Genomic DNA, 20,686 nt, shown 5'->3' on the forward strand with positions numbered 1-20,686 from the left:
GGGTAATTAATTTCATTTGTGATGTGGCTCGCTATGAAAATAGGGGTAAGCCGGTCGAAATTGATAGAGATCAATACTGCAGGGTGGGTGAGTCCTTAGCATTTCCGCTATTAAGCATTTATCAAACAAGTGCTCACTACGGGAATAAGTAGAATGGTCGAGGATAATTTTTTATCGGCTCATGGGATTAATCGCCGTGATTTTATGAAATTGTGTGCCGGGATGGCCGCAACCCTGGGATTAAGTCAGCATGCCGTCGCCAAGATGGCCACTGCGCTCACCAGCCCCGAACGGCCGCCGGTGATCTGGATTGGGGCGCAGGAGTGCACCGGTTGTACCGAATCGCTGCTGCGCGCCACCCACCCCACCATCGAGAACCTGATCCTCAACACCATTTCGCTGGAGTACCACGAGGTACTCTCGGCGGCCTTTGGTCATCAGGCGGAAGAGAACAAGCACAACGCCATCAAGCGCTATAAAGGCAAGTATGTGCTGGTAGTGGATGGCTCCATTCCGCTCAAAGATGGTGGCGTCTACTGCATGGTGGCCGGTGAGCCTATCGTCGACCATATTCGCCGTGCTGCCGCCGACGCGGCTGCGGTGATCGCCATAGGCTCCTGTGCTGCCTGGGGCGGTGTGCCTGCCAGCGGCGGCAACCCGACCGGCGCGGTCAGCCTGGAAGAGGCGCTCGGCAATATCGGCACCCCGATCATCAATATCCCGGGATGCCCGCCCAATCCCCACAACTTCCTCACCACGGTTGCCTACTACATCACCTACGGCAAGCTGCCGGCGCTGGATAGCAAGAAGCGTCCGCTGTTTGCCTATGAGCGGCTGATCCACGAGAACTGCGAGCGCCGTCCGCACTTTGACGCAGGGCGTTTTGCCAAGGAGTTTGGTGATGAGGGCCACCGGCAGGGCTGGTGTCTCTACCATCTGGGCTGCAAAGGGCCCGAGACCTACGGCAACTGCTCGACTCTGGAGTTCTGCGATGTGGGCGGCGGCATCTGGCCGGTCGGTATCGGTCACCCCTGTTATGGCTGCAACGAGCAGGGGGTCGGTTTTAGCAAGGGGATCTTCCAGCTTGCCAAGGTAGAGAACCCGACTCCGAGGGTGGATAAACCCGATGTGAAGATCCAGGAGGGGGGCTATACCTCGCCCACCGCGACCGGCCTTATCGGTGGCGCCCTCGGGGTGCTGGTAGGGGTGAGTCTGATGACGGTGCGTGAACTCGGTCGCCAGCAGAAACGCCACGAAGCCGGGCAGCACCCATCACGGGAGGAGTAGCCGTGAACAGACGAAACTTCCTCAAATTCGCCTCCGTCGGCGCGCTGGCGGCGGGCACAGCCGTACCCGGCACCGCACTGGCGGCGGCCAAGAACAAGCCGCCCATTCCCGGCGCACTCGGCATGCTCTACGACTCCACCCTCTGCGTTGGCTGTCAGGCCTGTGTGGCGGAGTGTCAGCGCCTCAACGGCAACCCGGCCAATCCAGCCGGGGCGCAAACCTGGTCCAACAACGACAAGCTGACCCCCTACACCAACAACATCATTCAGGTGTGGAAGAGCGGCACTGGCGAGCACAAGGATCAGCTGGTGGATGGCTACGCCTACATCAAGAAGCAGTGCATGCACTGTGTCGATCCCAACTGCGTCTCTGTCTGTCCGGTGCAGGCTCTTAAAAAAGATCCCAAGACCGGCATCGTTCACTACGACCCGAGCGTCTGCACCGGCTGTCGCTACTGCATGGTGGGTTGCCCGTTCGATGTGCCCAAATATGACTATGACAACCCGCTGGGGGCGATCCACAAGTGCGAGCTCTGCAACCAGAAGGGGCTTGAGCGGATCGATCAGGGCAAGTTGCCTGGGTGTGTCGAGGTGTGCCCCACCGGCGCCGTCATCTTCGGCACCCGCGAGGAGCTGATGGCAGAAGCCAAGCGTCGTCTGCTGGCGACTCCGGGCAGCGAATATGCCTATCCGCGCCAGACCCTCTCTGCCAACGACCCTTACCTGCACGAAGTGCCCAACTACCAGCCTTACGTCTATGGCGAGAAGGAGGGGGGCGGCACCCAGGTGCTGGTGCTGGCCGGGGTGCCCTATACCAAGCTCGATATGCCCGATCTGCCGGAGCTCTCCTCCGGTGCCCGCTCCGAGCATATCCAGCACACCCTCTACAAGGGGATGGTGCTGCCCATGGTGGTGCTGACCGGCCTTTCGGTGCTCATTCGCCGCAACACCAAGAATGGTCACGATCACCATCACGATGATGGCCATGATCAGGGGAGTACGCAGATCAAGGATCAGGGCACCACAAAGGGAGGCAAGGATCATGAGTAATCACAAGGCACATCCCCTCGGCGGCAAGCTGGTCAGCTGGCCTGTGCTGGTGCTGGCCCCCTTTGCCGTGTTGTGCGGCATGTTGATTTTAAAACGCCTCGTCTTCGGGCTGGGCTCGGTCACCGATCTGAATGGCGGCTACCCCTGGGGGCTCTGGATCTCGTTCGATCTCTTGATCGGTACCGGTTTCGCCTGTGGCGGCTGGGCGCTGGCCTGGGCTGTCTATGTGTTCAACAGGGGCGAGTATCACCCGCTGGTGCGACCGGCCCTGCTGGCGAGCCTGTTTGGCTACTCGCTGGGCGGCCTCTCCATCACCATCGACGTGGGGCGTTACTGGAACCTGCCGTACTTCTACCTGCCTGGGCACTTCAACACCTCCTCGGTGCTGTTCGAGACGGCGGTCTGCATGACCATCTATATCGGGGTGATGGCGCTGGAGTTCGCTCCCGTGCTGCTGGAGAAGTTCGGCTGGAAGGCGTCGCTCATTCGCCTCAACAAGATCATGTTCTTCGTGCTGGCGCTGGGGGCACTGCTGCCTACCATGCACCAATCCTCCATGGGATCCTTGATGATAGTCGCGGGGGAGAAGATCCATCCGCTCTGGCAAAGCTACGAGCTGCTGCCGGTCTTCTCTTTGCTCACCGCCTTTATCATGGGTTTCTCCATCGTGGTGTTCGAGGGATCTCTGGTGCAGGCCGGATTGGCGGGGCGTGGCCCCAACGAGAAGTCGCTCTTCTACAAGCTGACCCAGGTGATCGACATCTTCCTGATCCTGTTTGTGGCGCTGCGCTTTGCCGAGATCGTCATCCACGACAAGTCGGAGTACCTCTCCGAGTTCAATCGCTACTCCATCATGTTCTGGAGCGAGATCGCGCTGATGATCTTCCCGCTGCTGGTGTTCCACTGGGACAAGAGCCGCCGGGATTCGCGCATGTTGTTCCTGGGGGCCCTCAGCATGCTGCTGGGCGCCGCCCTCTGGCGGCTGGATTACTCCCTGCTCGCCTTCAACCCCGGCAATGGCTACCACTACTTCCCCTCCGCGGAGGAGGTGCTGATCTCTCTGGGCTTTGTTGCCATCGAGGTGTGTGCCTATTTGCTGTTGATCCGGCTGCTGCCGGTACTGCCATCACTTGAACGTGTTCACCAAGATTATCAGGCCCGAGGGAAAGCCAACGTATGAGCCAACGTATCACCATAGACCCCATCACCCGCATTGAGGGGCACCTGCGTATCGACTGCGAAATCGAAGGCGGCAAAGTGACCAAAGCCTGGTCGTCCGGCACCATGTGGCGCGGGATGGAGGAGATCGTCAAGGGCAACGACCCGCGCGATGCCTGGATGATAGTGCAGCGCATCTGCGGGGTATGTACCTCCATTCACGCCATTGCCTCGGTGCGGGCGGTGGAGAACGCTATCGGCGCCAAGGTGCCGGTCAACGCCCAGTTTATCCGCAACCTCATCATCGCGGCCCACAACATCCACGATCACATCGTTCACTTCTATCAGCTCTCCGCGCTGGACTGGGTGGATATCACCGCAGCCCTTGAGGCCAATCCGCAAAAAGCGGCGGACATGCTCAAGGGGGTATCAACCTGGTCTCTCAACAGTGCTGATGAACTGACCAAGGTGCAGGATAAAATCCGCGCCCTGGTGGCGAGCGGCCAGCTTGGCATCTTTGCCAACGGCTACTGGGGTCACAAGGCGATGAAGCTGAGCCCGGAGGTGAACCTCATCGCCGTGGCCCACTACCTGCAGGCACTGGAGTGCCAGCGCGATGCCAACCGCATTGTCGCCATTCTGGGGGGCAAGAGCCCGCACATCCAGAATCTGGCGGTGGGCGGCGTGGCCAACCCCATCAATCTGGATGCGCCTAGCGTGCTCAACCTGGAGCGGCTGCTCTATGTGAAGAGCTTTATCGACCGGCTCGGCGAGTTTATCGAGCAGGTCTACAAGGTGGATGCCGCCATCATCGCCGCCCACTACCCCGAGTGGCTGAGTCTGGGGCAGGGGGCCAAGCACTATCTGAGCGTGCCGGAGCTGCCCACCGACGCTAACGGCGGCAGCTTCCTGATGCCGGGCGGCTATATCGAGAATGGCAATCTGACGGGTTATCGCCCCATCGAGAGCCATCAGGATGGCTGGCTGATGGACGGCATCGCCGAGAGCAACAAGCACGCCTGGTACAAGGATGACGAGCCCCTCAAACCCTGGGAGGGCAAGACCGAGCCCGATTACACCGGCTGGCAGGATGACGGCAAATACTCCTGGGTCAAATCCCCCACCTTCTACGGCAAGGTGGTGGAGGTGGGGCCGCTTGCAGACTTGCTGGTGAAACTGGCCGCCAAACACCCGGAGACGGTGGCGCATTTCGATCAGCTGAACGGCATTTATAAAGCGCTGACCGGCTCGGCCATCAAGACCGAGCAGCTGCACTCCACCATGGGCCGCATCATCGGCCGCGCGGTGCGCTGCTGCGTGCTCAAAGATACCCTGTCCCATCAGTGGAAGGCGCTGGTGGACAACATCGGCAAGGGGGATACCACCGCCTATATCAAGGCCGAGATCCCGGCGGACAAAGAGTTTCGCGGGGTGGGCTTTGAAGAGGCGCCGCGTGGCATGCTCTCCCACTGGATCGTCATCAAGGATGGCAAGATCGAGAACTATCAGGCGGTGGTGCCATCGACCTGGAACTCGGGCCCGCGCAACTTCAACGATGAACCCGGCCCCTACGAGCAATCTCTGGTGGGCACCCCGGTGGCGGATCCCGCCAAACCGCTGGAAGTGGTGCGCACCATCCACTCGTTCGACCCCTGCATGTCCTGCGCGGTGCACGTGGTTGATACCCAAAATGGCGAAACGACTCAGGTGAAGGTGCTGTGATGAACACCCTGATCCTGGGCGTGGGTAACCTGCTCTTGAGTGACGAGGCCGTCGGCGTGCGCATCGTTGAGGGGTTGGGGCGCAACTACCGTTTCGCCCCCGGCATCGAGCTGCTCGATGGCGGCACCGCCGGCATGGAGTTGCTCGAAGCGATGGCCAGTCGCGATCACATCATTCTGGTGGATGCGGTGCGCAGCGGTAATCCGCCGGGCACCGTGGTGACCCTGAAAGATGAGGAGATCCCGACCCTGTTTGGCCGCAAGATCTCCCCCCATCAGCTGGGGCTGGCGGATGTGCTCTCGGCGCTGCATATGACGGGGGAGTCGCCCAAGCGGCTCACCCTGATCGGCATAGAACCTGAATCACTCGAACCGCGCATCGGCCTCACCCCTGTGGTGGCGGCCGCCATGGGGGAGGCGAAGGATCGGATTTTGACCCTGCTGGCCAGTGTTGGTGCCCCCGCCATCCCGCTTTCCGAACAGGAACGAGCAGAACAAGAACGGGAGGGCTTATGGCGCAGTCCCATTTAAGCGAGGTTGATAGAGTGCTGGAGAGAGTGCTGGAGAGAGTACCGGAGATGGCGCAGGAGTTTGCCGGTCTTGCCACCAATCCCGCTCCTCTGCTGGTAGCCCAGTATGAGCGGATCGCTCGCGAAGAGATGCAGGCGTTGCCCTTCTATCACCCGGACATGCCAATCGTTGCGGAGTGCGTGTTGTTTGAAGACCAGTGGCTCGGCTGCGTGCTCACCCCCTGGATGCTGAGCGTGGTGGTGCTGCCGGGGCCGGAGCAACTGTGGCCGGTACGCAGCAACAGCGATCGGCTCGCCCTGCAGCTCCCCTGCGGCAACATGACCTTTATGGTGGGTGAACTGCCCGAGACGGGGCAGTTGCTGGCCTGCTCCCTGATGTCGCCGCTCGATCCCCATCTCGGGGCCGGTGAGGGGCGAGCACTGGTGAGCAGCACCCTCAAGATGCTGCTCTCCTTGCCGGTGCAGCAAGGGGCTGGCAGCGTGGATCTGGGCCGCAGACGGCTATTCGGTGCCCGGCGCGGTCAACCGGCATAGTCGCTAGGTTTCACGCGAAATCAAGTTTAGAATAGGGGGCCATTTTGGCCCCTCACTCCCATGTTCAGACACGCATTCCACCTCTTTTTTGAGTGATGATCCGTGAGTGGTACAAAACAAGAAGGATCCCCATGACTGTTCCACGCAATTCCCTTCGCCATTACTGTGGCACCAGTGCTGCCGCCCTGTTGACTCTGCTGCTGGGCACCGCCTCCCACGCGGCGCTGGCCGCTGCCCAACCTGTGCCTGCCGAGCTCAAGCTCGCCATCGGAGCCGAACCCACCGAAGGGTTTGACCCTCTGCTTGGCTGGAGTCACGGCAGCTACCTGCTGCTGCATAGCCCGCTGCTCAAGCAGAACGCCGATCTCAGCTGGCAGAATGTGCTCACCCAGGCGGTGACCCCGAGCAAGGATGGCAAGGGGTGGATCATTACCCTCAAGCCTGACCTGAAATTCTCCAATGGCGCGGCGCTCACCGCCGAGGATGTGGCCTTTACCTACAACTGCGCGGCCAAGGGTGGCGGCAAGATCGACATGGGCAACTTTGTCTCGGCCAAGGTGCTCTCGCCCACCGAGGTTGCCATCACCCTGAGTGCCCCCCAGAGCACCTTCGTCAACGTGCTGGGATCTTTGGGCATAGTGTCGAAGAAGGATTACGACGCAAAAGCATATGCCCAAAAGCCGGTCGGTGCCGGCCCTTACCGGTTGGTGAGCTTCCTGCCCGGCCAGCAACTGGTGGTGGAGGCGAACCCCTATTACGCTGGCGGCAACAATGACTTCAAACGGCTGGTGTTTGTCTTTATCGATGAAGAGAGCGCCTATGCCGCGGCCCAGAGCAGCCAGCTCGATGTGGTGCGCATTGCCCCGTCGCTGGCGCCCACCGTGCCTGCCGCCCTCAAGCTCTGGGTGCGGCCGAGCGTGGAGAATCGCGGCATCGTATTCCCCATTCCGCCTGCTGGCGGCAAGGATGCCAAGGGCTATCCCATCGGCAACGACGTGACCTCGGATGTGGCGGTGCGCCGCGCCATCAACTACGCCATCGACCGCAAGCTGCTGGCCGACCAGCTGCTGGAGGGGCACGCCATCCCCGCCTACAGCGCGGTGGAAGGCCTGCCTTGGCTAAACAAGGCCACCGCCTTCAAGGATGGCGATGCGGCCCACGCCAACGCCCTGCTCGACGAGGCGGGTTGGAAGATGGGCAGTGACGGCATTCGCCACAAGGGCAATCTGCGCGCCGCCTTTACCCTCTGGTACACCAGCGGCGACAGCACCCGCCGGGATCTGGCGGAAGCGGTGCGGGCCATGCTCAAACCCATCGGCCTCGAAGTGAGCCTTAAATCCGGCAGCTGGGAGCAGGTGGAGCGGGAGATGCACGCCAATCCGGTGCTGATGGGGTGGGGGAGTCTGGATCCCATGGAGCTCTATCACCACTACCAGAGCGGCTCCGGTGGTGTTGAGTTCTACAACCCGGGCTACTACAGCAACCCTGTGGTGGATGGCCACCTCAAGCAGGCGTTGGATGCCCCGAACTGGCAGGCGGCGGTGCCGTTCTGGCAACAGGTGGAGTGGGATGGCAAGAGCGGCGCCGGAGTGCAGGGAGATGCCGCCTGGGCCTGGCTGCTCAATGTGCAGCACACCTATCTCGCCAACCGTTGCATCGATCTTGGCAAGGGGGCGCCGGAAATCCACGGTAGCTGGTCACTCCTCAACAACCTGCAGGATTGGCGGTGGACGTGCCGTTAAGTTCGCCCTTGAGTCATTCAGGTTATCTGTTGCTAAAAGCCCTGCTGCGTCTGGCAGGGCTGCTCTGTCTGGTCTCGGTCGCCACCTTTGTGCTGCTGAGTTACTCCCCCATCGACCCCATCAAGGCATATATCGGCAATGATCTGCTCCATGTGCCGCCGGAGCAGTACGCCCGCATTGCCGCCCGCTGGGGGCTGGATCAGCCGCTCTGGCTGCGCTATTGGCACTGGTTTAGCCAGGTGCTGCAGGGGGATCTCGGTTACTCCATGCTCTACAACGCGCCTGTGGGTGAAGTCATAGGCCAGCGCTTTGCCGCCTCCTTCCTGCTGCTGGCGGGCGCCTGGCTGCTATCCGGCTTTTTCGGGATTTTGCTGGGCCTCTGCGCCGGTCGCTATCTCAATCGCTGGCCCGATCGCCTGATTTGCCGGTTTGCCTATCTGCTCGCTTCCCTGCCCACCTTCTGGGTCGGCCTGTTGCTGCTCGCCCTGTTTGCGGTGCACTGGCCGCTGTTGCCGGTCTGCTGCGCCTGGACGCCGGGGCTCGCTGCCGAGGAAGCGGATTGGGCATTGCGAGCGCGCCATCTGTTGCTGCCGGTCACCACGCTCGCCCTGCTCGGGCTGGGCAATATTGCCCTGCATACCCGGGGGCGGGTGGCCGAGGTGCTGGAGAGCGACTTTATCCGCTACGCCCGGGCTCAGGGGGATGGCGGCTGGCCCATGCTGCGTTTTCACGTGCTGCGCCACGCCCTGACCCCGGCGCTCTGCCTGCAGTTTGCCTCCCTTGGCGAGCTGATTGGCGGCTCGCTGTTGGCGGAGAAGGTCTTCTCCTATCCGGGGCTCGGCCAGGCCACTGTGGATGCGGGGCTCAGGGGCGATATCCCCTTGCTGATGGGCATAGTGCTTTTCTGCACCCTGCTGGTCTTTATTGGCAACACGGTGGCCAGTTTGCTGCTGGCCCGCATCAATCGGGGCTGGGAGGGTGAGCATGCTGTTTAATCCGCTTCCCTCCATACTACGGCTGGTTTTTGCCCTGCTCGGATTGGCGCTGCTGGCCACTTACGGCTGGAGCCTCTCTCATCAGGATGTGCCGATGGATCTGCTGGCGCGCCAGCAGCCTCCCTCGCTGACCCAATGGTTCGGTACCGATCAGATGGGGCGGGATCTCTGGTTGCGCGCCTTTCAGGGCACCCTTACCAGTCTGGAGCTGGGGATCAGCACGGCCCTCTGCAGTGGCCTGCTGGCCATGGTGGCGGCCAGCGTATCGCTCATTCATCCCAGATGCGATGCGGCGGTGCGGCTGCTTATCGACGCCATGCTGGCGTTGCCCCATATGCTGCTCTTGATCCTTATCTGCTTTACCGTGGGGGGCGGTATGCGCGGGGTGATCCTGGCGGTGGCGCTCACCCACTGGCCCAAACTGGCGCTCATTCTCCGCGCAGAAGCGCGGCGGATCGTCTGCAGCGACTATGTGGTGCTGGCACGCAGTCAGGGGATGGGGGCGCTGCGTCGCTGGCGCATTCACCTGCTGCCGGGGCTTTTGCCCCAGTGGTTTATCGGCACCCTGCTGATGTTTCCCCATGCGGTGCTGCACAGCGCAGCCTTGAGCTTTCTCGGCTTTGGTCTGGCGGCCCACGAGGCCTCGCTGGGCCTGCTGCTGGCCGATGCCTTGCGTTATCTGGCGGGTGGCGGCTGGTGGCTGGCCCTCTTCCCGGGGCTGATGTTGTTGCTGCTGGTTCTGCTGTTTGATCAGGCTACCCGCGCCTTGCAACAGCTGCTGTGGCACAGGAGTGAACCATGCTGAGTTTTGATCAGGTGACCATAGAAGCGGCCAACTACTCCTGGCTGGGGCGGCGCAGCTGGCAGCCTTTGCTGACCGATATCAGCCTGCAACTGGCGCCGAGGGAGATAGTGGCGCTGGTGGGGGGGAGCGGCGAGGGCAAGAGCCTGCTGCTGCAAAGCGCCCTGACCCTGCTGCCGGACAATCTGCGCATGCGCGGCACCATCTCCCTCGATGGCACACCGCTGTGCGATGTCAGCCGGGCCCGTCTGCGCGGCCACACCCTCTGCTATGTGCCACAGGGGGTAAGCGCCCTCAATCCGCTGCTGACGGTGGAGCGTCAGCTGGGACGTGCGGCACGCCTCTGCGGCCAGAGCGGTTCTCGCGAGCGGCTCGGCGAGCAGTTGCTGCGCTATCAGCTGCCCGCGACCACCCTGGACAGATTCCCGCGCCAGCTCTCCGGCGGCATGGCCAAGCGCATTCTGGCCTGCACCGCGGCCCTCGGCGGCGCTCGCTACATTCTGGCAGACGAGATCACCGCCTGGCTCGACGAAGAGCTGGCCTGTCTGCTGCTCGGTCAGTTGCGTGAATTGGCCAATCAGGGCAGCGGTATCCTCTGGGTCACCCACGATCTGGCGCTGGCGGCCCGCTTTGCCGATCGCATAATCGCGCTCCATAAGGGCCAAGTGAGCGATACCTTGAGCAGCCACCATCTGCGGCAAGGGCAGGGGAGCGAGATGCTCCGTGCCCACTGGCAGGCGCTGCCGGAATTCAACGCGCTCTTCTCTGTGCCGGAGGTCTCCTGATGTTGGAAGTACGAAATCTCACTATCGCCCAGGGGGAACGTCCCCTCTGGCAGGGGTTATCGCTGACAGTGAAAGCGGGCGAGCGGCTCGGTATCTCTGCCCCCAGCGGTTATGGCAAGACCACGCTGGGGCGGATATTGGCCGGTTGGCAACCGGTTGGGGCCGGCGGGCAGATCCTGCTGGATGGGCAGCCAGTACCTGAACATGTAAAAGGTTATAACCCCATCCAGCTGGTGCCCCAGCACCCGGAACTGACCTTCAATCCCTATCGCACCACCGGGCAGGCGCTGTGGGATGTATGGCGCCCCGATGACGCCATGCTGGCCCGCTATATGGTCAAGCCTGCGTGGCTCGGTCGTAAACCCGGTCAACTCTCCGGTGGCGAGTTGGCCCGCATCGCGCTGCTGCGCGCCCTCGATCCTCGCACTCGTCTGCTGATTGCCGATGAGGTGACTGCCCAGCTGGACCCGCAAATCCAGCGCCATATTTGGCAGGAGTTAATGCGTGAGTGCGAACAGCGCGGGCTTGGCATGGTGATCTTCAGTCACCAGCAGGCGCTGCTGCGCCAGATCTGCCATCGGGTGGACATATTTGATGTGTGTCCATTTATCTCAAAAGCCTTAACTAACTGAAATCGTGTTTTAATGTTTCTCATTAGTTGGGGTGAAAACCTTTCGTATTTGGTCGATATTTGTGAGGATTCCATCTAAAACGATGACTTAGCAAGCCCAAATAATAGAATTGTTATTTATGGTTTTTGATTTGAAAGCGCTGTACATGTTAGTCGATATATCTTATCTTTCGTGGGTCTCGATAGAGGCTTCGTGTGGAAATTGATGTGATTTATGTCACGCATGGGATGAATTATGAAGGCTATTTACATTTCTATTTTAGCTATGGCATTTGGTGTTAATGCAACAGTCGTTGAATACCAACTAGAGCAAGATGGTATTGTCGATGGAGTGGTAACTGAAGGTACGTCTATTGCTTTAAAAGTCAACAAGCAACAGGGTGCATTCTCTGGATATGATGAATCCTTTGTCACACGGGGATCATTTTCGGACAATGAGAAAGTTATACGCTTTGATAAAACAACAAAAGACAATGTTAGTTACTATATTGGGACTAAGTCTGAAGATGGTCAGTATAAAGGTAACTGGTACGATTCGAATGGAAATGGTGGTGATTTCCGTCTTTTAAGTCCCGACGCTGAAAGCGAAGGATGCTCTGGTGCAATTCAAACCGGCTGGTACAATGGCCAGTACTGTAATATGGATGTTGATGGCGGAGGCTGGCAACTTGTTGCTATCCGAATGGGAGGTAGTGTTGGTAGTTCAGTCGATAAAATAACGACTCTTGATAAGAGTCAGTATATTAAAAGTGAAGAGTGGATAAGTCTCAAGAAAAAAATGAAAGAGATCCTTTTCGTTCAACCTAATACTGGCGTTTGGGGTGTTATGAATATATTGTCTGCAAGTGCCAAAGATATATGTGAACCACTATCTGATGATCTGGGTTCACGGGTACTTCTGCATGCAGAGGATTCTGGATGTGATGGGAGTGGTCTGGATTATACTTATGTCGGACATCCTCAAGAAGTGTATCAAGGAAACTTATATTTTCATTCTAAAAAATACCCACTTTGGACTATCGATGGTAGGAGTAATAGCCAAGAGTACTCTTATAGCGACCAGTTAATGGTGTATGTGAGATAAAAAAGACTATATATCTCTTCTTAATAGTGGGTCAGTGCAGAAGGTATTGAATGCTTAAGGCCCTACTATTTTGCAATCAGCATATAGAAGAGGGAGGCATCGGCCTCCCTCTCTTGTTTTCTACCGTTATCAGCGGCGTTTAACCGGTTCTGGTTCAGGCCGTAGCCAGCCAGTTAAGCCAGGCATCCATCCCTTCGCCTGTGGTGGCGCTGACCTGGATCACCTGAATATAGGGGTTGACCCGTTTGGCGTTCTCGATGCAGCGGGCCACGTCAAAGCTGACGTAGGGCAGCAGATCGATCTTGTTGATCACCATCAGCTGGGCGGCGGCGAACATGTCCGGGTATTTCAGCGGCTTCTCTTCCCCCTCGGTGACGGAGAGGATCGCCACCTTGTACTTCTCGCCGAGATCGAAGCTGGCGGGGCAGACCAGATTGCCCACATTCTCGATAAAGAGGATGCCCCCTTGATTGGCGGGCAGCTGGTGGCAGGCGTCGTGGACCATTTTGGCGTCCAGATGGCAGCCCTTGCCGGTGTTGATCTGCACGGCAGGGACACCGGTGGCACGGATGCGATCCGCATCGGCGCTGGTCTGCTGATCCCCTTCGATCACCGCGCAGGGGCGCTTGTCGGCCAGCAGGCGCAGGGTTTCGCACAGCAAAGTGGTTTTGCCTGAACCCGGGCTAGAGACCAGGTTGAGCACCAGCTGGGCAGCCTCGTCGAAGTGTTCGCGGTTGTGGGCCGCCAGCGCATTGTTCTTGGCCAGCACATCCATCTCGATGGCGATCAGCTGGCGCTGCCCCATGCCGGGCACCGACAACCCCGCTTCCCCTTTGCCGTAGTGCAGATCACCCTGCTGATGGTCATGGTCATGGTCATGGTCATGGTCATGGCTGTGATCATGGGGATGCGCGTGGGAATGGCCGTGGTCATGAGTGTGGGCATGATCATGATGATGGTCGTGGGGGTGATCATGGTGGTGCTCATGGGGGTGAGCATGCCCATCATGGCTTATGGGAGCCCTCATCCCGTGGTAGTGGTGATGGACATCCCCCTGATGGTGATAGTGGTGGTGAATGATCAGGGTGCGCGGCGCACCCTGCTCGTGGTCATGATGGTGATGGGCATCATGAGCATGATGATGGTCGTGCTCATGACCATGTTCATGGTGATGTTCATGTTCGTGATGATGCTCATGATCGTGCTCATGGCCGGCGATCCGCGCCTGGCCGCATCCGCATACGCTACACATATCAACTTACCTCGATGTCGGTGATGCGCAGGCTATCACCCTGCGCGACTCGTAATTTGTATCCGCCACACTCGGGACAGGCCTGCCCGCGTTCGGTGAGGGTGACCGTCTTGTTGCAGTCATAACACCAGGCCTCTGCCGCCTGGTGTTGAAAGTGCAGTTGGGCCCCCTCGACGGCGGTGCCCTTGGCGGCCGCCTCGAAACAGAAGGCAATGGTGTCCGGGTCGACGCAGGAGAAGCTGCCGACCTCGAGCCAGAGGGCGGTCACCTTGGTAAACCCCCGCTGGGTGGCCTGCTCGGCCGCCAGATCGATGGCGGCCATGGCCAGAGACATTTCGTGCATGGTGGCTCCTTAACCTATATGGGGAGGAGCCGTGACTCCCCCCTGTAATTGACGGAACGGCATGGCCGCTCAACAGATCCGCGGCAGCAGCTCCCCTTGCGGCAGCTCCAGATAGCGGCGGCTTCCCCAGGGGTTGTTGAGGATCACCTTGTGACGATCGCTCGCCTGCACCACGCCGATCTGGCTGGCGGCGGGGTTGAATTGCCGCAAGATGCCCAGTGCGTCCTGCGCCTGTTCGGCAGGCAGGGCCAGCACCATGGTCCCCTCGTTGGCGAGATCATGGGGCTCGAAACCGTAGAGCTCGCACAGGCCGCGCACCGGATCGCACACCGGAATGGCGGATTCCTCCAGCTCGATGGCAACACCGGAGGCGCTGCTCCACTCGTTGAGCACGGCGGCAAGGCCACCGCGGGTGGCATCGCGCAGGGCGTGAGGGGTAATACCCGCTTTTAGCAGCGCTTCTACCTGTGGCCAGAGGGTGGTGCAGTCGCTCTTGAGATCAGATCCCAGCTGCAGGGCATCACGGGCCATCAGGATGCAGGCGCCGTGGCTGCCGATATCCCGCGACACCAGAATGGCGTCACCGGCCTTGAGGCTCCGCACCGAAATGCCCCGGCTCTGTTCAGGCAGAGGGAAGGTGCCGACCCCGCTGGTGTTGATAAAGATCTTGTCGGCTGCCCCCTTGGGCACCACCTTGGTGTCGCCGCAGACGATACGGGCGCCGCTCTTGGCAAGCTCCGCGGCCATCGACTCGACGATGCGGGCGAGATCGGCGTAGGGGAAGCCCTCCTCGATGATAAAGCTGCAGCTCAGATACTCGGGCTTGGCCCCCATCATGGCGAGATCGTTGACCGTACCGGCGATGGCCAGCTTGCCGATATCGCCCCCCTCGAAGAAGAGCGGCGAGACGGTAAAGCTGTCGGTGGTGAAGGCGACGGGGCCCTCTACCGGCAACAGGGCGGCATCTTCACCGCGTAGCAGGATCTCGTTGCCAAAGTGGCGAAAGAAGAGCTGATTGATCAGCTGGTTCATCTCTACACCGCCGCCGCCGTGGCTAAGTTGGATTTCTCTCATTGTTCCTGGATCCCCATATATCGGTAGTAGGCATTGCAGGCCCCCTCGGAGCTGACCATGCAGCTGCCCATGGGCTGGGTCGGGGTGCAGCCCCGGCCAAAGACTTTGCACTGGTTGGGTTTGGCCAGGCCGCGCAGGATATCGGCGCACTGGCACGCCTTGTGGTCATCGATGGGGGTCTGATTGAGCGCGAAGTGGCGCTCCGCATCGCGCTTGGCAAACGCATCGCGCAGGCGCAGGGCGGAGGCGTTGATATCCCCCAGGCCTCGCCAGCGAAAGTGCTCGCGGGTCTCGAAAAAGCGCTCGACCAGCCGCTGGGCGGCTTTATTGCCGCTGGCGGTGACGGCGCGGCTGTATTGCACCTCCAGCGCGTAGCGACCCTCCACCTTCTGGCGCACCATCATCAAGAGCGCCTCCATCACATCCACCGGCTCGAAGCCGCTCACCACCACCGGCACCTGATAGCGATCGACGATGGGCAGGTAGATATCGGCGCCGGTAATGACACTGACGTGGGAGGGGCCGATAAAGGCGTTCACCTTGGCCACCCCGTCGGCCATCACCGCATGAATGGCTGGCGGCACCAGCACATGGTTGATATGAAACAGCAGGTTCAGGGCCCCTTGCTCTTCAGCGGCAGCCAGCAGCGCAGCTGTCATCGGGGTGGAGGTCTCGAAACCGATGGCGAAGAAGACCACGGTTTTTTCCGGGTTTTCTTTGGCGATGCGCAAGGCGTCGAGGGGGTCATAGACCGGACGGATATCGCTCCCTTTGGCGCGCTGCTGGGCCAGCGTGCCCCTGGAGCCCGGCACCCGGATCATGTCCCCCAACGTCACCAGAATGACGTTGGGCTGGCTCGCCAGCTCGATGGCCTGATCGATGCGCTCTTTTGGCATGATGCAGACCGGGCAGCCGGGGCCGTGGACAAACTCGATGCTGGCCGGCAGCAGCTGGTGCAGGCCGTACTTCATGATGGTATGGGTATGGCCGCCGCACACCTCCATCACCCGCAGCGGTTCGGGCAGATCTTTGGCCAGTTCGGTGATCTGGGCGGCGAGGGCGCGGATCACCTCGGGTTGGCGAAAGCCCTGAAAGAGATCATTGAGGGTCAGCATGGCAAGATATCCTGCTTGGGCATCAGGGCCACCATCTGGCGGAAGCTCTCGAGGCTGGCCTGCGCCTCCTCTTCGTCAATCTTGCTCATCACAAAGCCGATATGGAGCAGCACATAGTCGCCCACCTGGAGGGGCTCTTCGAGCAGCATGCAGCTGACGCGCCGCTGCACCCCCAGGGTGTCGACGGTGACGCAGTTATCTTCGGGGTGCAGTTGCACCACCTGAGAGGGGATGGATAGACACATGGATTTCAGGACTCCGACAAGGTGGCACAACCGGCTGTGGCAGGCTGGTGCGTGGCAATATGGTGGATGGCAAACCAGAGCTGACCGGCGGCGATGCCACCGTCATTGAGCGGCAGGGTTTCGCTGGTCAATACCTGCCGGCCGGCGGCTTCGAGAGCGGGCACCAGCTGGTCCATCAGCACCCGGTTTTGAAAGACGCCCCCCCCGAGCGCCACCGGATAGCCGGGGAAACGCTCGGCCAGAGCGATGACCAGAGCGCTGATGGCGCGGATAAAACCGGCGGCCAGGCTGACGGTGGAGGTGCCTTTGCGCCGCTCGCTGACAAGGGTATGGATCAGCTTGGCCCACTGGATCTGCAGTGGCCCCTCTGTTGATTGGCTGAGATCAAAGGCGAGGGGGAAGGGCGCTTCATCGGGGGCCAGCTGCAAGGCGGCCGCCTCCAGCAAGAGTCCCGCTTCGCCCTCGTAATCGGGGGTGTCGATCACCCCCAAGAGCGCCGCCACCGCATCGAACAGCCGACCGATGGAGCTGGTGTAGGGGGCGTTGCGAGCGAGATGCCAGAGCTGGTGCAGGTTGCTGATCCGCTTAAGGGGCAGTTTGTTGATCAGCGGAATATCGAGGGCGCTGATCTCCTCAGGGCTATGCGATTCAAACAGCAGTCCCAGCAGTTGGCGCAACGGCTCGCGGATCGCCGCCTCGCCGCCGATCAGCTTGAAGGGGGCAAGGTGGGCAACGCGCGTAAAGCTCTGAACGTCTGCGAGCAGCAGCTCGCCGCCCCAGAGGGTGCCGTCATCGCCAAGGCCGGTGCCATCGAAGGCAACCCCCAGCACCGGGCCCGTGATGTTGTGCTCGGCCATCACCCCCAGCAGGTGGGCGTGATGGTGCTGCACCTCGAGTTGGGTGGTACCCTGATCCTGGCAATAGCTTTTGGCCCACTGGTGGCTGAGGTAGCCGGGGTGGCGATCCGAGACCAGCACTTCGGGGTTGAGATCGTAGAGATCGCGAAAGGTGGCCAGGGTCTGCTCGAAGTGCTCCTGCATCGGCAGGCTGTGCAGATCGCCGATATAGGGGCTGTAGATGCGCTGGCGGCCGAAGGCGAGCGCCAGCTGGTTCTTCTGCTGCGCCCCGACCGCCAAGAGCGGCACCCTGACCGCCTCTTGCAGGCTGGGGGTGCAGGGGGCATAGCCTCGGGCCAGCCGCAACGTCTGGCGTCGTCCGCCCGCCCACTGCACCAGACTGTCGTCGCACGGGTGCAGGATGGGGCGGTTGTGATCCAGGATGCCGTCAATCTCGCGGCCGAGTTCCCTGACCACCGCCTCGCACTCGATAAGGATTGGGCTGCCGCGACCATTGGCGCTGGTGGCCACCAGCGGCATGGCGCAGGCGTCCAGCAGCAGCTGATGGAGCGGGGTATAGGGGAGCATGACCCCAAGGTAGGGGATGCCGGGGGCGATCCCCTCGGCCAGCGGCGCCGTTGTCAGTTGGGATTCTGACGGCCGATCATCGCTTTTTCGCTTGCGCAGCAAGGTGATGGGTCTGGCCTGAGAGGTGAGCAGCGTCCACTCTGCCTCGCAGCCGGTGACATGCAATTTGGCCTCGGCAAGGGAGCCCATCATCACCGCCAGCGGCTTGCGTGCGCGCCGCTTGAGCGTTCGCAATCTGGCCACACTCTGTTCATTGCGGGCATCACACATCAGGTGATAACCCCCCATGCCCTTGACCGCAATCAGTGCTCCCGCTTGCAGGGTGCGGGCAGCGGCCTGCAGGGCATCCTCGCGCTCGGCCAGCGCATCGCCGTGGCCATTTCGCCAGCTGAGATGAGGTCCGCACTCGGGGCAGCTCACCGGCTGGGCGTGGTAGCGTCTGTCCAGCGGGTTTTCATAGGCCGCCGCACAGCGCGGGCACATGGCAAAGCCCGCCATGGCGGTATGGGGGCGGTCGTAGGGGAGGCGGCGGATAATGGTGTAGCGCGGGCCGCAGTGGGTGCAGTTGGTAAAAGGGTAGCGATGGTGGCGATCGTTGGGGTTGGCCACATCCCGGGCACATGTCTCGCACATTCCCTGATCCGGCGAGATGGCGACCGTGGCCGCGCTCTGCTGCTGGCTCGCTTTAATTCGAAACTGGCCATGAAATTGGCCATCGAAGTCGGGATCATGAGCAAGGGGCAGTTCCCGCTCGCTGAAATGATCGATGCGGCTCAGCGGCGGTGCCAGTTCCCGCAGTTCGCGGGCAAAGCTGGCGAGCTGCTCGGGCGATCCTTCGGCGCCAATGGTGACGCCGTTGGCATCGTTCAACACATAACCGGCAAGGCCGTGGCGCAGCGCCAGCCCATAGACGAAAGGGCGAAAGCCGACCCCCTGTACGATGCCGTCGATATGAAATTCGCGGCGCAGCCGGTTGGCCACAGGATTGGCAGAGCCAGAGTGGGCGATGGTGGTGCTCATGCCGGCTCCATCTCATCTTGACTGGCTGGGAGACGCAGCACCCGGCGTTCGTTCTCCTCGCGCCGCACCCAGCCATCCATCTCCATGCGCAGGCAGAACGGAATGGCGTATTTGCGCGACAAACCGGTGATCTCCTTGAGGGATGCCATGTCGATCAGATCTCCCACCTGCTGGCCCGCCAGCACGGCGGCGACCATCTGGTTGTAAAGCTCGGCGTCGTAGTAGATGGGGCCATCGAGCTGCACCAGATACTTGAGTCGCGCCAGATTGCGCAGCTGCTTTTGCAACGCACCTTTTTGTAGCAGGCCCTGCTGCAGGGCCGCGGGCAGCTTGCGGGTGATAAAGGGGTCCAGCTCCACGCCGCCGGGGCCCAGTTTACCGGGCTCGTAACCCTCCTTGCCTTGATCTCGCACCACCTTGAGCACCAGCTGTGCCTCTTCCCCCAGATCATCTTCCGACTCACCGCTGCCCGGTTGCCACTTGTCATGGTGCAGGCGAACAAGCTGCTCGCTCTTGAGCTGCTGGAGCAAGGCCTGAGTGACCGGCAGGGCGATGCCAAAGCGGGTTGCCAGCTCGGCGGCACTCAGCGGTTCGCTGGCCAGCGTGGCGAGCAGCTGGTCGCGGCGTTGGGCCAGCCAGCAGTTATCCAGCAGCCACTCACCGAGGGGGGTGACCTGCTCGGGTTGCTGGTCAAAGCGGCTGGCCAGCACATAGCCATTGAGGCCCAGTTGCAGGGTGGCCGGGTTGTAGTGCTCCAAGTCATCAGGCAGCTCACCCAGCAGGGCGTGCAGCGCCTTGCGTCTGGCGGGATGGATGTCACCGCACCAGACGATACGGGCGCCGTGCAGCAGTTCGCTGCTGCCGTGGCGAATGATGGCGAGCGGCTGGCCAAAGAAGCAGGGGATGGGGTTGGCAAAGATCAGCCGCGCCAGCCGGGTGTTTTTTATTGGCACAAAGCGCGCCCGGCCATGCCAGCTGCCAAGGGCTACTTCGACCTCCTTGTTGTGCAGAGAGGGGCGCAGCGCCTTGCCGCTCAGGCTCTCGGCGTTGAGTCGCACGATAAGGTGGGTTGCCGCCTCGCACTGGCCAGCGGCGCTGGTAAGGCAGTGGCCGCGTGCCACCTCCTTGTTAGGCACTTTTTTAAGGCCCACCGCCACCCGGCAGACGGCGCCGATCTCGTCGACGCTCTGGTGATAGGCCTGCAGGGAGCGGATTTGTACCTCCCGATCGGCGGGGTAGAGGCGCAGCTTGTCCCCCACCTTGAGGCGGCCCTGCTGCAAGGTGCCGGTAAGCACGGTGCCGGTGCCATTGGCGGTAAAGACACGATCAACATACAGTCGCGGGGCGCCCTGCTCGCGAGCCGCTTGTGAAGCTGGCAGATCGGCAAGCTGGCGCACGATGGCGGCGTGCAGGGCAGCCATATTGGCGCCGGTTTTGGCGCTGACGCTGACGAGGTCGGGCACCATGCCGCTCTCGTCCATCACCCGCTCCAGCAGGCTCTCTTCCAACAGCAAAAGCTCGTCGGGGGAGACCAGATCGCACTTGTTGATGCAGACCAAGAGACGCGGCACCCCCATCGCCTTGAGCAGGCGCAGGTGATCGCCGGTCATCGGCATCCACCCCTCGTCGGCGGCAATCACCAGCAGCACCAGATCCAGACTCCAGAGCCCCGCCACCATATTGCGGATATAGCGCTCGTGGCCGGGCACGTCGATGACGCCGATGGTGTTGCCCTGACCGTCGTCGAAGTGGGCAAAGCCGAGATCCTGGGTCATGCCGATGGCCTGCTCATGGGCGCGGGCCGTGGTGATGCCGGTGAGGGCCTTGATCAGCAGGGTCTTGCCGTGATCTACGTGGCCAGCAAGGCCGATAACAGCGCGATAGGAAGTCATGGG

At 61.2% G+C, this 20,686-nt stretch carries 20 protein-coding genes; 13 read left to right on the top strand and 7 right to left on the bottom strand.

The window, feature by feature from the left end:
- Window positions 1–153 precede the first annotated feature (153 nt).
- From hybO to I6L34_RS20865, 12 genes are all read left to right on the top strand, one after another.
- Window positions 154–1,287, top strand: coding sequence for a hydrogenase 2 small subunit (hybO, locus tag I6L34_RS20810; protein WP_005345182.1), 1,134 nt, complete (start codon window positions 154–156; stop codon window positions 1,285–1,287).
- Between the two features lie 2 nt (window positions 1,288–1,289).
- On the top strand, window positions 1,290–2,336 hold the full coding sequence (hybA, locus tag I6L34_RS20815; RefSeq protein ID WP_118853773.1) for a hydrogenase 2 operon protein HybA: 1,047 nt from the start codon (window positions 1,290–1,292) through the stop codon (window positions 2,334–2,336).
- Window positions 2,329–3,516: a Ni/Fe-hydrogenase cytochrome b subunit gene (gene hybB / locus I6L34_RS20820; RefSeq protein ID WP_216955264.1), complete on the top strand. Its 1,188-nt coding sequence runs from the start codon at window positions 2,329–2,331 to the stop codon at window positions 3,514–3,516. Before hybA ends, hybB begins: the two co-directional genes overlap by 8 nt.
- Window positions 3,513–5,216, top strand: coding sequence for a hydrogenase 2 large subunit (hybC, locus tag I6L34_RS20825; protein ID WP_216955265.1), 1,704 nt, complete (start codon window positions 3,513–3,515; stop codon window positions 5,214–5,216). Before hybB ends, hybC begins: the two co-directional genes overlap by 4 nt.
- The gene (locus I6L34_RS20830; protein WP_216955266.1) at window positions 5,216–5,746 is read left to right on the top strand and encodes a HyaD/HybD family hydrogenase maturation endopeptidase; all 531 of its coding nucleotides are present in this window, start codon (window positions 5,216–5,218) and stop codon (window positions 5,744–5,746) included. The genes hybC and I6L34_RS20830 overlap by 1 nt, the downstream gene beginning before the upstream one ends.
- Entirely contained in the window at window positions 5,728–6,279 is a 552-nt protein-coding gene (gene hybE / locus I6L34_RS20835; RefSeq protein WP_216955267.1) for a hydrogenase-2 assembly chaperone, read from the top strand. Before I6L34_RS20830 ends, hybE begins: the two co-directional genes overlap by 19 nt.
- Before the next feature lie 131 nt (window positions 6,280–6,410).
- Window positions 6,411–8,021 carry an ABC transporter substrate-binding protein gene (locus I6L34_RS20840; protein WP_216955268.1) on the top strand — a complete coding sequence of 537 codons (1,611 nt, stop codon included), beginning with the start codon at window positions 6,411–6,413 and terminating at the stop codon, window positions 8,019–8,021.
- A complete protein-coding gene (locus I6L34_RS20845) occupies window positions 8,006–9,016 on the top strand; it encodes an ABC transporter permease (protein WP_216955269.1) in 1,011 nt (336 codons plus the stop codon). The genes I6L34_RS20840 and I6L34_RS20845 overlap by 16 nt, the downstream gene beginning before the upstream one ends.
- Window positions 9,006–9,821 carry an ABC transporter permease gene (locus I6L34_RS20850; RefSeq protein ID WP_216955270.1) on the top strand — a complete coding sequence of 272 codons (816 nt, stop codon included), beginning with the start codon at window positions 9,006–9,008 and terminating at the stop codon, window positions 9,819–9,821. The genes I6L34_RS20845 and I6L34_RS20850 overlap by 11 nt, the downstream gene beginning before the upstream one ends.
- Window positions 9,815–10,603 (top strand): ATP-binding cassette domain-containing protein, encoded by a 789-nt coding sequence (locus tag I6L34_RS20855; RefSeq protein WP_216955271.1) that lies wholly within the window; start codon window positions 9,815–9,817, stop codon window positions 10,601–10,603. The genes I6L34_RS20850 and I6L34_RS20855 overlap by 7 nt, the downstream gene beginning before the upstream one ends.
- Complete coding sequence (locus I6L34_RS20860) at window positions 10,603–11,235, top strand: ATP-binding cassette domain-containing protein (protein ID WP_216955272.1); 633 nt, start codon at window positions 10,603–10,605, stop codon at window positions 11,233–11,235. The genes I6L34_RS20855 and I6L34_RS20860 overlap by 1 nt, the downstream gene beginning before the upstream one ends.
- A 234-nt stretch (window positions 11,236–11,469) precedes the next feature.
- Window positions 11,470–12,318, top strand: a complete 849-nt coding sequence (locus I6L34_RS20865) for a hypothetical protein (protein ID WP_139399792.1) — start codon at window positions 11,470–11,472, stop codon at window positions 12,316–12,318.
- Between the two features lie 154 nt (window positions 12,319–12,472).
- On the opposite strand, the gene hypB is transcribed toward I6L34_RS20865, so the two are convergent.
- Window positions 12,473–13,333: a hydrogenase nickel incorporation protein HypB gene (gene hypB / locus I6L34_RS20870; RefSeq protein ID WP_254202985.1), complete on the bottom strand. Its 861-nt coding sequence runs from the start codon at window positions 13,331–13,333 to the stop codon at window positions 12,473–12,475.
- Here hypB and I6L34_RS21930 point away from each other — a divergent pair.
- Window positions 13,220–13,594, top strand: coding sequence for a hypothetical protein (locus I6L34_RS21930; RefSeq protein WP_254202905.1), 375 nt, complete (start codon window positions 13,220–13,222; stop codon window positions 13,592–13,594). The two genes, hypB and I6L34_RS21930, sit on opposite strands and share 114 nt — an antisense overlap.
- Here the strand turns inward: I6L34_RS21930 and hypA are convergent.
- The 6 genes from hypA to selB form a co-directional block, all read right to left on the bottom strand.
- On the bottom strand, window positions 13,572–13,913 hold the full coding sequence (gene hypA, locus I6L34_RS20880; protein WP_005333346.1) for a hydrogenase maturation nickel metallochaperone HypA: 342 nt from the start codon (window positions 13,911–13,913) through the stop codon (window positions 13,572–13,574). The genes I6L34_RS21930 and hypA overlap by 23 nt on opposite strands.
- Window positions 13,914–13,982: 69 nt before the next feature.
- The gene (hypE, locus tag I6L34_RS20885; RefSeq protein WP_171280665.1) at window positions 13,983–14,987 is read right to left on the bottom strand and encodes a hydrogenase expression/formation protein HypE; all 1,005 of its coding nucleotides are present in this window, start codon (window positions 14,985–14,987) and stop codon (window positions 13,983–13,985) included.
- Window positions 14,984–16,102 carry a hydrogenase formation protein HypD gene (gene hypD / locus I6L34_RS20890; RefSeq protein ID WP_216955274.1) on the bottom strand — a complete coding sequence of 373 codons (1,119 nt, stop codon included), beginning with the start codon at window positions 16,100–16,102 and terminating at the stop codon, window positions 14,984–14,986. Before hypD ends, hypE begins: the two co-directional genes overlap by 4 nt.
- On the bottom strand, window positions 16,096–16,347 hold the full coding sequence (locus tag I6L34_RS20895; RefSeq protein WP_040065728.1) for a HypC/HybG/HupF family hydrogenase formation chaperone: 252 nt from the start codon (window positions 16,345–16,347) through the stop codon (window positions 16,096–16,098). Before I6L34_RS20895 ends, hypD begins: the two co-directional genes overlap by 7 nt.
- Before the next feature lie 5 nt (window positions 16,348–16,352).
- Window positions 16,353–18,791, bottom strand: a complete 2,439-nt coding sequence (hypF, locus tag I6L34_RS20900; protein WP_216955275.1) for a carbamoyltransferase HypF — start codon at window positions 18,789–18,791, stop codon at window positions 16,353–16,355.
- A complete protein-coding gene (selB, locus tag I6L34_RS20905; protein WP_216955276.1) occupies window positions 18,788–20,683 on the bottom strand; it encodes a selenocysteine-specific translation elongation factor in 1,896 nt (631 codons plus the stop codon). Before selB ends, hypF begins: the two co-directional genes overlap by 4 nt.
- Between the last annotated feature and the right edge of the window lie 3 nt (window positions 20,684–20,686).

It is taken from the genome of Aeromonas sp. FDAARGOS 1404 (genome assembly GCF_019047085.1).
GTDB lineage: Bacteria > Pseudomonadota > Gammaproteobacteria > Enterobacterales > Aeromonadaceae > Aeromonas > Aeromonas veronii.